Annotated in this window: 16 protein-coding genes and 2 tRNA genes; 12 read left to right on the top strand and 6 right to left on the bottom strand. The window is 64.1% G+C overall.

From position 1 onward, the window contains the following. The first annotated feature begins 28 nt into the window (after positions 1-28). From ACZ1H8_RS00090 to ACZ1H8_RS00100, 3 genes are read left to right on the top strand one after another with little or no spacing between them, the layout of a single operon-like run. Positions 29-544 (top strand): hypothetical protein, encoded by a 516-nt coding sequence (locus ACZ1H8_RS00090; protein ID WP_465179383.1) that lies wholly within the window; start codon positions 29-31, stop codon positions 542-544. Further along, the gene (locus ACZ1H8_RS00095) at positions 544-1,098 is read left to right on the top strand and encodes a hypothetical protein (protein WP_465179384.1); all 555 of its coding nucleotides are present in this window, start codon (positions 544-546) and stop codon (positions 1,096-1,098) included. Before ACZ1H8_RS00090 ends, ACZ1H8_RS00095 begins: the two co-directional genes overlap by 1 nt. Positions 1,099-1,107: 9 nt before the next feature. Then, complete coding sequence (locus ACZ1H8_RS00100; RefSeq protein ID WP_465179385.1) at positions 1,108-1,944, top strand: hypothetical protein; 837 nt, start codon at positions 1,108-1,110, stop codon at positions 1,942-1,944. 139 nt (positions 1,945-2,083) lie between these two features. Here ACZ1H8_RS00100 and ACZ1H8_RS00105 read toward each other — a convergent pair whose 3' ends face one another. From ACZ1H8_RS00105 to ACZ1H8_RS00120, 4 genes are all read right to left on the bottom strand, one after another. Continuing rightward, complete coding sequence (locus tag ACZ1H8_RS00105; RefSeq protein ID WP_465179386.1) at positions 2,084-2,275, bottom strand: hypothetical protein; 192 nt, start codon at positions 2,273-2,275, stop codon at positions 2,084-2,086. Positions 2,276-2,284: 9 nt separating this feature from the next. Then, positions 2,285-3,823 carry a DUF6538 domain-containing protein gene (locus ACZ1H8_RS00110; protein ID WP_465179387.1) on the bottom strand — a complete coding sequence of 513 codons (1,539 nt, stop codon included), beginning with the start codon at positions 3,821-3,823 and terminating at the stop codon, positions 2,285-2,287. Between the two features lie 91 nt (positions 3,824-3,914). Beyond that, positions 3,915-3,990 (bottom strand) — tRNA-Ala (locus ACZ1H8_RS00115). 82 nt (positions 3,991-4,072) lie between these two features. Continuing rightward, positions 4,073-4,387, bottom strand: a complete 315-nt coding sequence (locus ACZ1H8_RS00120) for an FYDLN acid domain-containing protein (protein ID WP_110151595.1) — start codon at positions 4,385-4,387, stop codon at positions 4,073-4,075. 200 nt (positions 4,388-4,587) lie between these two features. Between ACZ1H8_RS00120 and aroA the strand changes: the two genes are divergently transcribed. From aroA to ACZ1H8_RS00160, 8 genes are all read left to right on the top strand, one after another. After that, the gene (aroA, locus tag ACZ1H8_RS00125) at positions 4,588-5,913 is read left to right on the top strand and encodes a 3-phosphoshikimate 1-carboxyvinyltransferase (RefSeq protein WP_465179388.1); all 1,326 of its coding nucleotides are present in this window, start codon (positions 4,588-4,590) and stop codon (positions 5,911-5,913) included. 15 nt (positions 5,914-5,928) lie between these two features. Beyond that, positions 5,929-6,573, top strand: coding sequence for a (d)CMP kinase (cmk, locus tag ACZ1H8_RS00130; protein ID WP_465179389.1), 645 nt, complete (start codon positions 5,929-5,931; stop codon positions 6,571-6,573). Positions 6,574-6,583: 10 nt separating this feature from the next. After that, the gene (locus tag ACZ1H8_RS00135) at positions 6,584-7,234 is read left to right on the top strand and encodes a peptidylprolyl isomerase (RefSeq protein WP_465179390.1); all 651 of its coding nucleotides are present in this window, start codon (positions 6,584-6,586) and stop codon (positions 7,232-7,234) included. A gap of 252 nt (positions 7,235-7,486) precedes the next feature. After that, the gene (rpsA, locus tag ACZ1H8_RS00140; RefSeq protein WP_465179391.1) at positions 7,487-9,190 is read left to right on the top strand and encodes a 30S ribosomal protein S1; all 1,704 of its coding nucleotides are present in this window, start codon (positions 7,487-7,489) and stop codon (positions 9,188-9,190) included. A 163-nt stretch (positions 9,191-9,353) separates the two neighbouring features. Then, entirely contained in the window at positions 9,354-9,635 is a 282-nt protein-coding gene (locus ACZ1H8_RS00145) for an integration host factor subunit beta (protein WP_465179392.1), read from the top strand. A 45-nt stretch (positions 9,636-9,680) separates the two neighbouring features. Then, positions 9,681-9,767: transfer RNA gene (locus tag ACZ1H8_RS00150), tRNA-Leu, on the top strand. Positions 9,768-9,876: 109 nt separating this feature from the next. Then, positions 9,877-11,340 (top strand): ABC transporter substrate-binding protein, encoded by a 1,464-nt coding sequence (locus tag ACZ1H8_RS00155; protein ID WP_465179393.1) that lies wholly within the window; start codon positions 9,877-9,879, stop codon positions 11,338-11,340. Positions 11,341-11,343: 3 nt separating this feature from the next. After that, positions 11,344-11,763 (top strand): DUF4112 domain-containing protein, encoded by a 420-nt coding sequence (locus ACZ1H8_RS00160; RefSeq protein WP_465179394.1) that lies wholly within the window; start codon positions 11,344-11,346, stop codon positions 11,761-11,763. A gap of 16 nt (positions 11,764-11,779) precedes the next feature. Here ACZ1H8_RS00160 and ACZ1H8_RS00165 read toward each other — a convergent pair whose 3' ends face one another. Continuing rightward, entirely contained in the window at positions 11,780-12,499 is a 720-nt protein-coding gene (locus ACZ1H8_RS00165; protein ID WP_465179395.1) for a ribonuclease T2 family protein, read from the bottom strand. 11 nt (positions 12,500-12,510) lie between these two features. Next, positions 12,511-13,356, bottom strand: coding sequence for a carboxylating nicotinate-nucleotide diphosphorylase (nadC, locus tag ACZ1H8_RS00170; protein ID WP_465179396.1), 846 nt, complete (start codon positions 13,354-13,356; stop codon positions 12,511-12,513). 65 nt (positions 13,357-13,421) lie between these two features. Between nadC and ACZ1H8_RS00175 the strand changes: the two genes are divergently transcribed. After that, positions 13,422-15,203 carry a DUF885 domain-containing protein gene (locus tag ACZ1H8_RS00175; protein ID WP_465179397.1) on the top strand — a complete coding sequence of 594 codons (1,782 nt, stop codon included), beginning with the start codon at positions 13,422-13,424 and terminating at the stop codon, positions 15,201-15,203. Positions 15,204-15,205 lie beyond the last annotated feature (2 nt).

Consider the following 15,205-nt stretch of genomic DNA (forward strand, 5'->3'; position numbering starts at 1 on the left):
ACCCCAGTTTACATCACAAGGAAAATCAATGACCAATTCGACTGCACTTGCCGATATCGCCACTGAGGTAGAGCGGCTTAGTAATGATCTTTACAAGGTAACTGCCACTATCGAGCTGCTCGGTAAGCCTGCTCAGCTTAAGGCCAATGAGATTGAAGCGGCCCTAGAGAATGCCAAGGAGCGCTTCGCTACCGCCCTTGCCGATCAAGCTATGGTTGAACGCAATCAGCGACTTAATGGCTTCACTGATATTGAAGTGATCTGCCCGGATGATGGCCGCAATCTTATCAGTGCGCCCTATACAATACGCTACACCAAGAACGTCTACGACATAACGGCTAAGGCATCGGACCCCATCTCGCATAACGTCAATGGCTTTGCCAGCTTGCCCGATGATGCCTTTGAATATCTCATTGCTCGCAAGCCCGAGGCTATCCCGGCTGCGATCCTGGCCCTAGCTCCCGGCGATCCTATTGCTGCCTTCGATATCTATTTTGCTGGCAAGCGTCGGGGTTATATCACGGCCCCGGCCATCGCGGCATAATGGCTGATCTGCATGACTGGGGAGCCGGGGAAGCGCCAAAGCCTCCCCGTTCGATCCCAGCCGATACCCGGCCCAAGTGGCATGTTGAACCGTCCACACTTGCCGATCTGCTACAGCGAGCAGGCCCGTATGCTGATGCGACCAAGGCACATGTGGAATGGGGCGCGGTGGAAACATGGATGATGAAGGGCAACGCCGATCAGGCTCTAGCTGCTGCCTTCATGCCCGGCCATGCCGCCAATCTGTCCGTGTTCCTATCGCGGCAAGCTATCGAGCGTGAAGCCGGTTGGCCGCAGCTATCAGACCGGGCCGTAACGCCTGCACTCTACGACCTGCCGGAGGATTCCCAAGTCATAGCCCGCCGCATGGCCACTGAGGTCTATTTGCTATGGGAATCCAGTGGACGTCCCAACCTCAACGCACCTCGCTTCAAGGATGCTCATCGCTACCTAGTCGCTTGCGTCCGCAAGGGGACGATCCCACCCGTTCTGACAATGGGCCATGTCCCGCCGCTCCCGGCTCCCGCCCCTGCCAAGTTCCCTCGACATATCTAAGGAATACCAATGACCGCACTAACTCACCGTCAGGCCGTAAAGGTCAAGGCGGCTCTATCCCTGATTGCCGTACATGGGTACAATCCCCGCACTGTACAGAAGCAAGCTCAGGACGAACTAGCTAAGGGATACCCTGCCAATATCGCCTATAAGAATGCGCTTGATGCTTTCGCCAATCGCGTTCCGGTATTGCGGGATACCCTGAATATCGCTGTCGATCTAATCCACAATAGCGACGATGCTACTGTTTCTCTGTATGACAAGGTGCTGACTGCCTACAATGACACCGGGGATGAAAGTCATCTTGATAGCCTCGCCCCTATGATCCTTGAGGATGCTAAGGCGCTGGCGATCAGTAAGGGTGAAGTGACCGCGGCTGAGGCAGCTAACTGGACCGTGGATGATGCCCTAGGCAGCACGGTCGAAGCTTATGCCGATGCTCCGGATATCCCAGATGCTGCCTCGATCCCGCCGGGCATGACGGTCAATAGCTCGTTCGGCTTCAACGGGCTTCCCGGCCCTACCCCTCAGGCTCCCGCAGCGCCCGCTCAGACGCCTCAGGCAGGCCCGCAATGGGTGGAGGGTCCGACCGGCTTCACCTTTTACAAGCAAGCTCCTAGCGGCCCTGCCACGGGGCAGAGCATGACCGGCTATGATCCCTACCGGGGCGGGCAGGACGTGACCGGCATCCGCGTTCCTCAGACCGGGGCCGCTGCCCGCCGCTCGCATGGCACCCCTGTCGGAGACGTGGCCTATGTGCAGTCGGCAACCGGCGTGCGTATCGTACCGACCGGGGAGGCTGCCCGGCGTGAGGCTGGCATCCCGCTCGGCCCGGATGTCGGCTGACCAGCACCCCTTCTAAATCCGCCTAGGAGACTCACTGAGAAGTGAGAGGCATTTCTGGCCCACAGATACCCGAACGTGTTCAAAGGAGCCCTGACGGCTTCTCTGGGGCGTCTTCGGGTATCTGTATCTTTCGCTCCGATCAGTTGGACGGACCGCCCACGACGACTATATGTTTCCTGTCCCCATCCTCATCAAAGACCGCCGCCTCAACTGTAAATGGTACAGCCATCGGCAAGTCAGCGTTAAAGATTGCCTCATCCAAATCATCGTATACTAGCTCGTTGATGACCTCTTGGCCCGGTTGCTTCTTCCATATGACAGTATAGGCCATGCGTAACCCTTATTGATTACTAGGAATTTCTAGTCCCGGCACCCGGTAAGAAGCCATCGCCTCAGCCAAGCTGAACAGATCATATCCGCTGCCATACTCATCAGCCACGTCTTTGCCCGCGTGACCCATTAGCTGCCGCTGTATGCCCTCGGGTATTTTAGCCCTACGGGTGTAGTCCTTGAACGTGTGGCGGAATGAATGAAACACTTTCCGCTTATCCGTAATACCGCACACAGTTCGCATATAAGGGCCGAACCATTCGCCCCACTTGGCGGTCAGACGGCCATAGATGTTAGGAACAAGATCGGGGAATACCCTTCCCTGTTGATCCGCGAGCCCCTCGACATAGCTAATGAAGCCAAGCCGCTCTAACTCGGGATGCAGCGGGAGAAGCCGTTCACTGGCGGCATTCTTGATCCTGTTGGCCTGCCCCTGATCGTCGGTCGCCTCAGTGATATGCAGGAACCACCCCGCCAGCATCTTGCCGTCATGATCGGGGTATTCCCGGCGCTGCACATCGGACACGCGAAGCTGGCCTATTTCCTCTAGTCGCGCTCCGGTAAACAGACCGAGCAGGGGGAGCCAGTAGGAAGCCTCACCCTTTCCGCCTTTAGGGCGCTCGCCGTTGGCAAAGACCGGACTAGCAAAGATGGCCTGTAGCTCGTCCAACGCAAACGGAAGCCGCTTGCCCTTCCCGCTATCAGCCGTCTTGACGGTGATGCCCACAGCGACGTTGGCGGGAGCCAGATCATTCTGATAGGCCCAGCCGAGCAGCGTCCGCAGTCGCGATAGCTTCATGTTCGTGTTGGAGACGGACTGCCCCTCAGAAAGCAGCTTGTCTTTGAAAGCTAGTACGTCCTGTCGCGTTATTTGCTCGACGGGCTTACGAACGGTGCGGGCATAAAACCACTCAGCTACGGCCCTATGGGTATCCTTGCCCTTTGGAACGACACCGCGCTCTGCGGCCCAGCGATCTAGGATTTCTCTGTCGAGATACAGCCCGGACTCAGTAGCAGGCTCGCACTCTACGACCTGAATTTGCTCTATCGATGCGCGGGCAGATTGTCCGTAGCGAGCATGTAGAGCAGCAATATCCGCTCCGGCCCTCTCTCGCTCATGCTCTACTAACAGTCTGCCAGCCCTGGCTATGTCGGCTAGCGATCCCTCAGGCTCTTTCCCGGCCCTCAGAGCATCGATGATCGGGCCAAGGGCCTCAGCCTCCATATCGGCGGCGAATAGCGCGTCAGCTACATGATCCGCTTGCTCTTGCTCATACTCCCACCGGCTACGCTCCCGCTCAATCTGGGCAGCCGACTTAGGGGCAACCGCCTTAGCGGCAGGCTTACCCGCTAGGGATCGAGCAGCATCAGCGAGCAGCTTGTCCGTTTCGACGGTGTGGATAGGAATACGCAGCTTGGCCTCAGCCCGATCCTTGGACCGCAGCGACACCATAAACTCTGCCCGCCCGTCAAAAGCGGGTCGAAGCTCTGCGGGTATAGCCCGTCTGAAATAATAGGTAGCGCCGCGTTTGGCGAGATAGGTACACATGGCCCTCAGTCCCTGTTACATTTGTAACAGCCGCCTGTAAAAAGCCTTTGCTTTCCCAAATTTCACTGTCTTCTCAACAGCTTACGGGGTTTGGTGGAGCCGAGGGGGATCGAACCCCTGACCTTCGCAATGCCATTGCGACGCTCTCCCAGCTGAGCTACGGCCCCAAAACCCCGGGAAGGCGTGCCCTCTAGAAGGGCCCCGCCGGGTTGGCAAGCGGCTTTTTTCACCGCTTGCCAGTTATCCACATTAATTCTCGTCTTCGTCGCTGACGGTCTCGACGCCCAGGTCGTCGTCGCCGCCCAGATCGACGTCGTCATCGGCCGACGGCTCTTCGTCGTCCGCGCCGATGTCCAGATCGTCGCCCAGGTCGGAATCGTCCGACTTCTTCTCGTCTGCCTTGACCTGCTCGAACGGCAGCGGCTGCTTCGACTTCAGGATGGGCTCGGGCTCCCAGGTGAAGGCGCAGCTGATGCACGTCACGGGCTCGTCATTGCCCAGATCGTAAAATCGCGTTCCGCACTTCGGGCAACCACGCTTCGTGCCCCATTCCGGCTTCACCATGTGTCGCCTCTTGCCTTTCAAAATGACTGGATTTCGGGATAGGTCCCGGAAAGTGGTGGGCGCATTGCCATAGCACAAGGGCGCTGTCAAAGCCGCTCGGCACACAGGTCCGCCGAGCCCTTCCGATCGAGAGGCATGTGGCGGAATATCGCGACGGCGGCGCCTTGCCTTGCCCTGCCCGCCCTGCCAAAGCCGCCGCCATGTCTGCCCTCCCTCCCCGCCCCCTGAGCCTCTCCGCGCGCGGACCGCTGCGCGGAACCGTGACCGTTCCCGGCGACAAGTCGATCAGCCACCGCTCGCTGATGTTCGGTGCGCTCGCGGTCGGTGAAAGCAGGATCGAGGGACTGCTGGAGGGCGAGGACGTGCTTGCCACCGCCGCCGCGATGCGGGCGATGGGTGCGGCGATCGAGCGCGGCGACGACGGCATCTGGCGCGTGCACGGCGTGGGCGTCGGCGGGCTGATGCAGCCGGACCAGGCACTCGACATGGGCAATTCGGGCACCTCGACCCGTCTGTTGATGGGCCTGGTCGCCAGCCATCCGATCACCGCCACCTTCATCGGCGACGCGTCGCTGTCGTCGCGCCCGATGGGCCGGGCGATCGAGCCGCTGTCGCAGATGGGCGCTGAGTTCACCGCAAGCCCGGGCGGCCGGTTGCCGCTGATGGTGCGCGGCCTGTGCCCCGCAGTGCCGATCGAGTACCGCCTCCCGGTCGCCTCGGCCCAGGTGAAGTCGGCCGTCCTGCTGGCCGGCCTCAACACGCCCGGCATCACCCGGGTGATCGAGCCGGTGCCGACCCGCGACCACAGCGAGCGCATGCTGAAGGGCTTCGGTGCCGAGCTGACGGTAGAAGAAGGCCCCGATGGCCGCATCATCTCGATCCGCGGCGAGGCCGAGCTGAAGCCGCAACAGATCACCGTGCCGGGCGACCCGTCATCAGCCGGCTTCTGGATGGTCGCGGCATCGATCGTGCCGGGGTCCGACATCCTGATTCGCAATGTCTGCCTCAACCCGACCCGCGCCGGGCTGGTCAACGCGTTGCGGATGATGGGTGCCGACATCGAGTCGGTCGACCCTCGTGAAGTCGGTGGCGAATCGGTTGCCGACCTGCGCGTCCGCCATGCACCGCTGAAGGCGATCGAGGTGCCGCCCGAACTCGCCCCCAGCATGATCGACGAATATCCGATCCTGTTCGTCGCCGCCGCCTGTGCCGAGGGCCGGACGGTCGCACGCGGCGCGCATGAGCTGCGCGTCAAGGAATCGGATCGTATCGCGGTGATGGCCGAGGCACTGGGCGCGATCGGCGTGTCGGTCGAGGAGCATGAGGACGGCATGTCGATCCAGGGATCGGGCGGCGAACCGCTGGCAGGCGGCGCTCGTGTCGCCTCGAAACTCGACCACCGTATCGCGATGAGCATGTCCATCGCTGGACTGGTCTCGCGTGGCGACGTCACCATCGACGATGTGGCGCCCGTGGCCACCAGCTACCCCAATTTCTATCCGACGCTTGACGCGCTGACCGAGTAGTTCACCTTGCATTCCATGATCATCGCAGTCGACGGACCGGCAGCCTCGGGCAAAGGCACGATCGCCCGCGCGCTGGCGAAACATTACGGGTTGCCGCATCTCGACACCGGCCTGCTGTACCGCGCGGTCGGGGCGACGGTGCTGAAGAACGGCCTCGATCCGACGAACGAAGCCGATGCGGTTGCCGCATGCAGCTTCGACGACCAGCTGCTCGACGACCCGGCGCTCAAGTCCGAGGATGCGGGCAAGGCCGCATCGATCGTGTCGGCGCATCCGCTGGTGCGCGCCGCACTGCTGCTGCGCCAGAAGAAGTTCGCACATCAGGCGGGCGGTGCCGTGCTCGACGGGCGCGACATCGGCACCGTCATCGCTCCGGACGCCGATGTGAAGCTGTTCGTCAAGGCGACGCCGATGATCCGCGCGCAGCGCCGGCATCTCGAACTGCGCAAGCAGGGCATCTTGGCGAGCATCGACAAGGTGCTGGGCGACATTCGGGCGCGCGACGAGCGCGACACCAAACGCAGCAATGCGCCGATGAAGCAGGCCGACGACGCGGTACTGCTGGACACCAGCTTCCTGTCGATCGATGCGGCGGTCCAGCGGGCGATCGCGCTGGTCGAGACGCGAATGGCGGCCAAGGCCGGCACCGACGCCGACTGAAGTCCGTTCGATGCGCTACCCGATGCTCGCCGCGATCCTGCTGCTCGGCCTGACCGCCTCGGCTCCCGCCGACCAGGGCCGGCCAATGCCGGGCATGGTCCGCGTCCGGATCGTGACGAGCGAGGGCAATATCGTGCTCGCGCTCGATGCGCGCCGAGCGCCCAAGACGACCACCAACTTCATGGCCTATGTCGATGACGGCCGGTTCGAGGGCACGCGTTTCTACCGCGCGGCGCGCCGAACCGCCGATCCCAAGCTCGGCTTCGTCCAGGGCGGGATCGGGACGGAGGCGCGGCGCATGCTCGACCCGCTGCCGCTGGAGCCGACCAGCATCACGGGCATCAAGCATGTCGACGGCACGGTATCCATGGCTCACGGTGCCAATCCCAATTCGGGCAATGGCAATTTCTCGATCATGATCGGTGCCAATCCGGGGCTCGACGCTCGGCCGGGCAATCCGGGCTATGCTGCCTTCGGACACGTGGTTTCGGGCATGGACGTCGCCAAGCGGATCCTCGCCAAGCCGTCAGGCGGCGGAGACGGGGCGATGCGCGGGCAGATGATCCTCCACCCCGTCACCATCCTGCGAGTCGACCGGCTGGACGGCACGCCGCGGCCGACCGGCCGGTTCAAGACCTGGAAGGCGTTCAAGACCAAGTAGCGGCCTCGCTTGCCTATGGCACCGCGAGGGGTTATGTGCGCGCCCATCCTGCGAGCCGTGACTCGCGGGGGAAGGTGCTGGGCACGGCCCATGCGCCCTTTTCGCATTCTCGATGCGTATGGGACTTCCCTCGTAATTCATCGCGCAAGGGATGCCGCGTCCGGCATGGGGCCGCCGCGGCATTTCGGCCTTTAAAGACCGCTGGAACCAACCAGCCGGCCGGAAAAACTGTTAGTTGGGATTGAACCTCATATGGCTACTTCGCCGAACCCGAGCCGCGACGATTTCGCGGCAATGCTCGAACAGACCCTTGGCGCAGCGGACGGCTTCGAAGGCCGCGTCGTCATCGGCACCGTCACCGGCATCGAGAACGACCTGGCCGTCATCGACGTCGGCCTGAAGAGCGAAGGCCGCGTGCCGCTTCGCGAATTCGCCGCCCCCGGCCAGAAGGCCGACCTGAAGGTTGGCGACGAAGTCGAAGTCTATGTCGACCGCGTCGAGAACGCCAATGGCGAAGCGATGCTCAGCCGCGACCGCGCCCGCCGCGAAGCCGCCTGGGACAAGCTGGAAACCGAATTCGCCAAGACCGCCCGTGTCGAGGGCGTGATCTTCGGCCGCGTGAAGGGCGGCTTCACCGTCGACCTGAACGGCGCCGTGGCGTTCCTGCCCGGTTCGCAGGTCGATATCCGTCCGGTGCGCGACGTCACCCCGCTGATGGACATTCCGCAGCCCTTCCAGATCCTGAAGATGGACCGCAAGCGCGGCAACATCGTCGTGTCGCGTCGCGCGGTGCTCGAGGAAACCCGCGCCGAGCAGCGTTCGGGCCTGATCCAGTCGCTGGCCGAGGGCCAGGTGATCGACGGCGTCGTCAAGAACATCACCGATTACGGTGCGTTCGTCGACCTGGGCGGCATCGATGGCCTGCTGCACGTCACCGACCTGAGCTACAAGCGCGTCAACCACCCGTCCGAGATGCTGAACATCGGCGACACGGTTAAGGTGCAGATCATCCGCATCAACCGCGATACGCAGCGCATCTCGCTGGGCATGAAGCAGCTCGAGAGCGATCCGTGGGATGGCGCATCGGCCAAGTACCCGCTGGGCGCGAAGCTGAGCGGCCGCGTGACCAACATCACCGAATATGGTGCGTTCGTCGAGCTGGAGCCGGGCATCGAAGGCCTGGTCCACGTCTCGGAGATGAGCTGGACCAAGAAGAACGTCCATCCGGGCAAGATCGTCTCGACCTCGCAGGAAGTCGAAGTCGTGGTGCTCGAGGTCGACGAGGAAAAGCGTCGCATCTCGCTGGGCCTCAAGCAGGCTCAGGCCAATCCGTGGGAGCGTTTCGCAGCCGAGCATCCGGTCGGCTCGGAAGTCGAGGGCGAAGTCAAGAACGCGACCGAATTCGGTCTGTTCATCGGCCTGGACAACGACGTCGACGGCATGGTCCACATGTCGGATATCGCCTGGGGCATTTCGGGCGAGGACGCGCTGAACCTGCATCGCAAGGGCGAGACGGTGAAGGCCGTCGTGCTCGCGATCGAGCCCGACAAGGAGCGCATCTCGCTCGGCATGAAGCAGCTTGAGCGTGGCGGCGTCGCCTCGCCGGCGGCTGGCGACAAGCTGAACAAGAACTCGGTTGTCACCGTGACCGTCCTCGAAGTCCGCGACGCGGGCCTTGAAGTCCAGGCGGGCGACGATGGCGCGACCGGCTTCATCAAGCGCACCGATCTCGGCCGCGACCGCGACGAGCAGCGTCCGGAGCGTTTCCAGGTCGGCCAGAAGTTCGACGCGATGGTCACCGGTTTCGACCGTTCGAAGAAGCCGACCTTCTCGGTCAAGGCGATGCAGATCGCCGAAGAGAAGCAGGCAGTTGCGCAGTATGGCTCGTCCGACTCGGGCGCCTCGCTGGGCGACATTCTCGGCGAGGCCCTGAAGGCCCGCAGCGAGAAGAACTGATCCAGTTGGGGGATCGGCAGCCGCCGGTCCCCCTTCTTCTGTTGATTTTTGTTAGATTTCGGTCATCTGCGCCTTGATGCAAATCCCCAGTGCGCGCTAACGGTGCGCCCGAGGGGTGGTCGCCGTGGAAAGTCTTCTGCGGCGCCAATGGGAGGTATCTTGGATGATCCGTTCGGAACTCGTGCAGGCGCTCGCTGAGGAAAATCCCGGCCTGTCGATCCGCGAAGTTGAAAAGATCGTATCGGTTTTCTTCGACGAGATCGTCGAGCGACTTGCCGAGGATGGCCGCGTCGAGCTTCGCGGCTTCGGCGCTTTCTCGACCCGTGGTCGCGATGCCCGCACCGGACGCAATCCGCGCACCGGCGAAACGGTCGAAGTGGATGCCAAGCGCGTCCCCTATTTCAAGCCCGGCAAGGAAATGCGCGCGCGCCTCAATGTCGACTGATTCAGGTTGACGGGTCCGCCGCCCTGCGCTTGCTGGGCCCCGGATGCGGACGTGGCGGAACCGGTAGACGCCGGAGACTTAAAATCTTCTGCCCCTCGGGGCGTGCGGGTTCGAGTCCCGCCGTCCGCACCATAAAGCACAGCGCGCAGCACCTTGCGGGTGACGGTTTCGGCGCCGGCATCGGTTGCCAACACCGTCTCCCGCCCATACACCTCCGGCCAGTCGCCAACCGGAGCCCCTGATGATCCGCGTCTTTCTCGCCTCCGCGCTCGCCCTGTCCGTGGCGGCGTGCGACGATGCGAGGCAGGAGGGCAAGCCGATCACGGTCAGCGTCATCGGAGAGCGGGCACAGATCGGCGATCCCGACAATTCACCGCTCAGCCCGCCCGACCGTGCGCTGATGGCCGCCACCGCCCAGGGACTGGTGCGCTTCGACGGCGCCGGACAGATCGAGCCGGGACTGGCCGAGCGCTGGACCGTCACCGACGACGGACTGTCCTATATCTTCCGCCTGCGCGATGCCTCATGGTCCGACGGATCGCCGGTGACCGCGTCGGAGGTCGTCCGTGTCCTGCGCAAGGCGGCACAAGCGAAAAGCGGCAACAGCCTCGCGCCGTTCCTGGCGGTGATCGATGAAATCGTCGAGATGACGCCGCAGGTGATCGAGGTGCGGTTGCGGCGCCCGCGGCCCGACTTGCTGAAATTGTTCGCCCAGCCCGAGCTGGCGGTGTTTCGCACCGCCGGCAGGAACCGGCTCGGCAGCGGACCGATGGTTGCTCAGGCCAGGGGGAACGCGCTCCTACTGACAGCCGCGCGCGACCCCGACGCACAGGCGGATACGGATGGGGCCCGCCCCCGCCTTGCCACGCCGGTGCTGCTGCGCGGCGAGCGCGCCTCGCGCGCGGTTACACGGTTTCGCGACGGTCTGGTCGATGCGGTCCTGGGCGGGACCTATGCCGAATGGCCGCTCGTCTGGGCCGCTGCAATTCCGCCCGAGCGGCTCAGGATCGATCCCGCACTAGGCCTGTTCGGACTGGCGATCGTCTCGCGCGACGGGTTCCTGGCGGACGCGGCCAATCGCAACGCGGTTGCAATGGCGATCGACCGCGAGGCGCTGACTCGCACCTTTCATCCGGACTGGAAGCCCGTCGAGACGCTCCTTCCCCAGCAACTCGATTCCGCGGGACCGCCCGCTACCCCGATCTGGAGCGCCATTCCCGGTGTCGCCCGGCTGATTCCCGCGCAGCAACTGGTTGCAGCCTGGAAGCGGGAGCATCCCGGCAAGCTGCGCCTGCGAATCGCCTTTCCGCCCGGCCAGGGATCGACGCTGGCCTGGGGCGCAATCGCGCAGTCGATGCTGAACATCGGTATCGTGCCGCAGCGGGTGGCGCTGGGCGAGCCGGCGGATCTCGAACTGATCGACCAGGTCGCACCCTATGACAGCGGCCGCTGGTTCCTGGTCACCGCCTGCCGACTATGCTCGCCCCAGGCGATGGCTGCGATCGAGGCAGCGCGCGATGCCGCCGACCTGCCGAACCGCTCGCAACGAATTGCCGAGGCCGATCTCGCACTCACCAACGACGCTTCCTATATTCCGATCGCACAGCCCTTCCGCTGGTCGATCGTGACCCAGAGGGTAACCGGCTGGCAGGCGAATAGTCGGGCCTGGCACCCATTATACCGCCTGCGCAACGAGGTCGAATAGGCGATGGCGAAGACGACGCGGATGGATTCGGGTCTGATCGGCAAGGGACTGTTGGGCAATGACGCGGCTGCCGTCCGGGCCCGCGTCGAGACCATGGAAAAATTGCTCGAACGCAGCTTCGTCATTCCCGGCACGCGCCAGACGGTCGGGCTCGACGTCATTCTGGACATCATTCCCGTGGGTGGCAGCTTCATCGCTGCGGCGCTGGGCGGCTATATGGTCTGGGAAGCGCGAAACCTGAAGATGCCCAAGACCGCGATGGTGCGGATGGCGGGGAATGTCGGCATCGACTGGCTGCTCGGCCTGGTGCCGGTCATCGGCATCGTGCCCGATTTCTTTTTCCGCTCGAACACCCGCAACCTGCGGATCATCCGCAAGCATCTCGACAAGCATCATCCCTCGACGGTGACGATCGACCTGTAACGAGGCGTGGCGCGGCTCAGCGACCGCCGCGCCAGATCTTCACCCGAGCCCGGTCCGGGGCGCCGCCGCTTCCCGCGCGGCAGGTCTCGTAGCGCATCCGCGTGTCGAGGCAGAGCCAGAGCTCGTCGAGCCAGCCATCGCGCGTCAGCGTCACGCGGATCGCGCTTGCCCTCACCGACGGGTTCGCACTCGCAAAGGCCCGCTTGAACCCGGCCACGGTCAACGGCCGGCGCGACAGCGCGTTCATGTCCGGGTAGCGCAGCGCCGAATAGAGCCGCCGCGCCGTCCCGAAATATTCGCCGGGCGTCACGCCCATGCAGGTGCCATGCTTGGCCCATTCATGCTGGATCAGCTGCACCGAGGGGGTCGAGCACATCGTCTCGCGAATGACCTGGGGCGGCACGATTTCGGCGCGGGTGCAATATTGCGGCCATTCGCGCCCGCGGCCATCGGGCCACAGTCCGTGCAGCGTGAAGCCGAACCGGTTGCCGCCGCCGCACTGGAACCGGCTGTCGGCATCGCCGCCATTGGCGCGGCAATATCCCGGGTTCCAGGTCAGCGCGAGCGTATAGGATCCGATCGGGACCACGCGCTTGGGCTGCGATGCGCTCGGCAGATCCGGTCTCGGAATATCCGGTCGCGCCGGCGGACGACAGACCAGAGCCTGCGCCGAGGCCGCCGCCGGAGCGACGACTGCGAGCAGTGCCGTCGCGATTGCCGGAATGCGCTTGCCCATCGATCCGATCCTCAGTCCTGAACGAAATCCAGACCGATATCAGCGGCGGGCGCCGACTGGGTCAAGCGGCCGACGCTCACAAAGGTCACGCCTGTCTCCGAAATGGCGCGAATTGTGTCGAGCCGCACCCCGCCCGACGCTTCGGTGGGCACTCGACCGCCGACGATCGCGACCGCCTCGCGCAGCACCGGCGGCGCCATATTGTCGAGCAGCAGGTGCGTCGCCCCGGCGGCCAGTGCGGGTTCGATCTGGTCGATCGCGTCCACCTCAACGATGATCTGCTCGATCCCGGCCGACACCGCGCGGCGGACCGCCGCCTCGACCGATCCGGCGACCGCGACGTGATTGTCCTTGATCATCGCCGCGTCCCACAGGCCCATGCGATGGTTGGTCGCGCCGCCCATGCGGGTCGCGTATTTCTCGACCGCGCGAAGCCCCGGTAGCGTCTTGCGCGTGTCGAGCAGGATCGCATCGGTGCCGACCAACCGATCGACATAGTCGCGCGTCATCGTCGCGATCCCCGACAGATGCTGGACGGTGTTCAGCGCCGAGCGTTCCGCCGTTAGCAGGGCGCGCGCCCTGCCCCGCAGCCGCATCAGGTCGGTGCCGCCGGCAACGCTCTGCCCGTCCTCCACCAGCCGCTCGATCACCACATCGGGGTCGAGCCGGCGGAAGAACGCCTCGGCGATCGGCAGGCCCGCGACAGTGATCGCATCGCGGCTGTCCATCACCCCGGTGAACATCGCGTCCTCCGGAATCACAGCGGCGGACGTGATGTCGCCGCGGTCGCCGAGATCCTCCGCCAGGGTCGAAGTGACGAAGGCGTCGAGGTCGAAATGGTCGAGTGCAAAGGTCATGCAGCTCCCCTAGCCCCGACCGCCCCGCCCCGCTAGGCTCGCGCACTCAGACCAGGGGAGTTTCCATGCGCTTCATCCTTGCCGGGCTTCTTACCAGCGCCGCGCTGTCGACCGGCTCCGTGCCGATCCAGGCGCAACAGGCGGCCCCCTCGCCCGCCGAAGCCCAATTCGCGGCACTTTCGAAGCGCTATATCGACGGCCTCGCCCGGCTCTCGCCGACATACGCCACGACGCTCGGCAATCACGCCTATGACAGCGCGCTCCCCGATATCAGTGCTGCCGGTCGCGCGGCTGCGGCGCGGTTCGACCGCGACCTGCTCGCCGAACTCGGCAAGATCGATCGCGCGACGCTGAGCCGCGACAGCCAGGTCGACGCCGCCCTGCTCGACAATGCCCTGCGCTACGATCTCTGGCAGATCGAGACGCTGCAGAATTGGGCATGGGACGCGCAGATCTACAACGATATTGCCGGCGGCGCGCTCTACGGACTTGCCGCGCGCGACTTCGCCCCCTGGCCCGACCGGCTGAAATCGGCGACCGCGCGAATGGAGAAGCTCCCTGCGCTCTTCGCCGAGACCCGGCGCCAGCTGGTCCCGGCGCGCGTGCCCGAAGTCTATGCCCAAACCGTCTCGCGCCAGAACAGCGGCGTGGTGGAAATCGCGGAGACGATGCTCGCCTCGCATCGCGACACCCTGCCCAAGGCGGACCAGGCCCGGTTCGATCGCGCGCTCGCCGGTCTGAAGACCGCCGTTGCGGAGCATCAGAAGTGGATCGACACGGTCCTGGTGCCGCAGGCCAAGGGCGATTTCCGCCTGGGCGCCGCACTGTATGACCAGAAGCTGCGCTTCGCGCTCCAGTCGGACCTGACCCGGCAGGACATCAAGGCCAAGGCCGAAACGGCCGCACGTGACATCCGCACGGAGATGTATCGCATCTCCCGCACCGTCCTCGCCGGCCGGCCGGGTGCCCCTGCCCTGCCCGACGCGCCGACCGCCGATCAGCAGCAAGCCGCGATCGAGACTGCGCTAGAGTTGAGCTATGCGAAGCGGCCGGCCCGTACCGAGTTGATGGACAAGGCCAGGGCGACTCTGGCGGAGGCAACCGCCTTCGTCCGGGCGAAGAATCTCGTCACCGTGCCCGACACGCCGGTGAAGATCATCACCATGCCCAAATTCCAGCAGGGCTTTTCGGTCGCCTATTGCGACAGTCCCGGCGCGCTGGAGCGCAATCTCGATACCTTCTACGCCATCTCGCCGATCCCCGACGAGTGGAGCGACGCGCAGGCGACCTCGTTCCTGCGCGAATATAATGATTACATGATCCACGACCTCAGCATCCACGAAGCGATGCCGGGCCATTATCTCCAGATCGCTCATTCCAACGACAATCGCTCGGTGCTGCGTGCGGTCCTGTCCTCCGGCTCGTTCGTCGAAGGATGGGCGGTCTATGCCGAGGGGATGATGATGGGCACGGGCTATCTGGACGGAGATCCCTTGTTCAAGCTGACCGTGCTCAAGATGCGCCTGCGTTCGGTCACCAACTCACTGCTTGACATCGGCATCCAGACCGAAGGAATGACGCGAGAGCAGGCGATGACGCTGATGACCAAGGGCGCGTTCCAGCAGGAGCGCGAGGCCGCCGGAAAATGGGTGCGCGCCAGCCTGAGCTCGACCCAGCTGCTCAGCTATTTCACCGGCTATGCCGAGCATATGGCGCTGCGCGAGGAGGCGAAGCGGCGGCAGGGCGAGTCCTTCGCGCTCAAGGCCTACAACGATGCGGTGCTCAGCCACGGCTCGCCGCCGGCGAAATATGTCGGCGCGCTGATGTTCGACCAGCCGATCCGGTGACC

It is taken from the genome of Sphingomonas sp. BL-S-25, assembly GCF_055521555.1.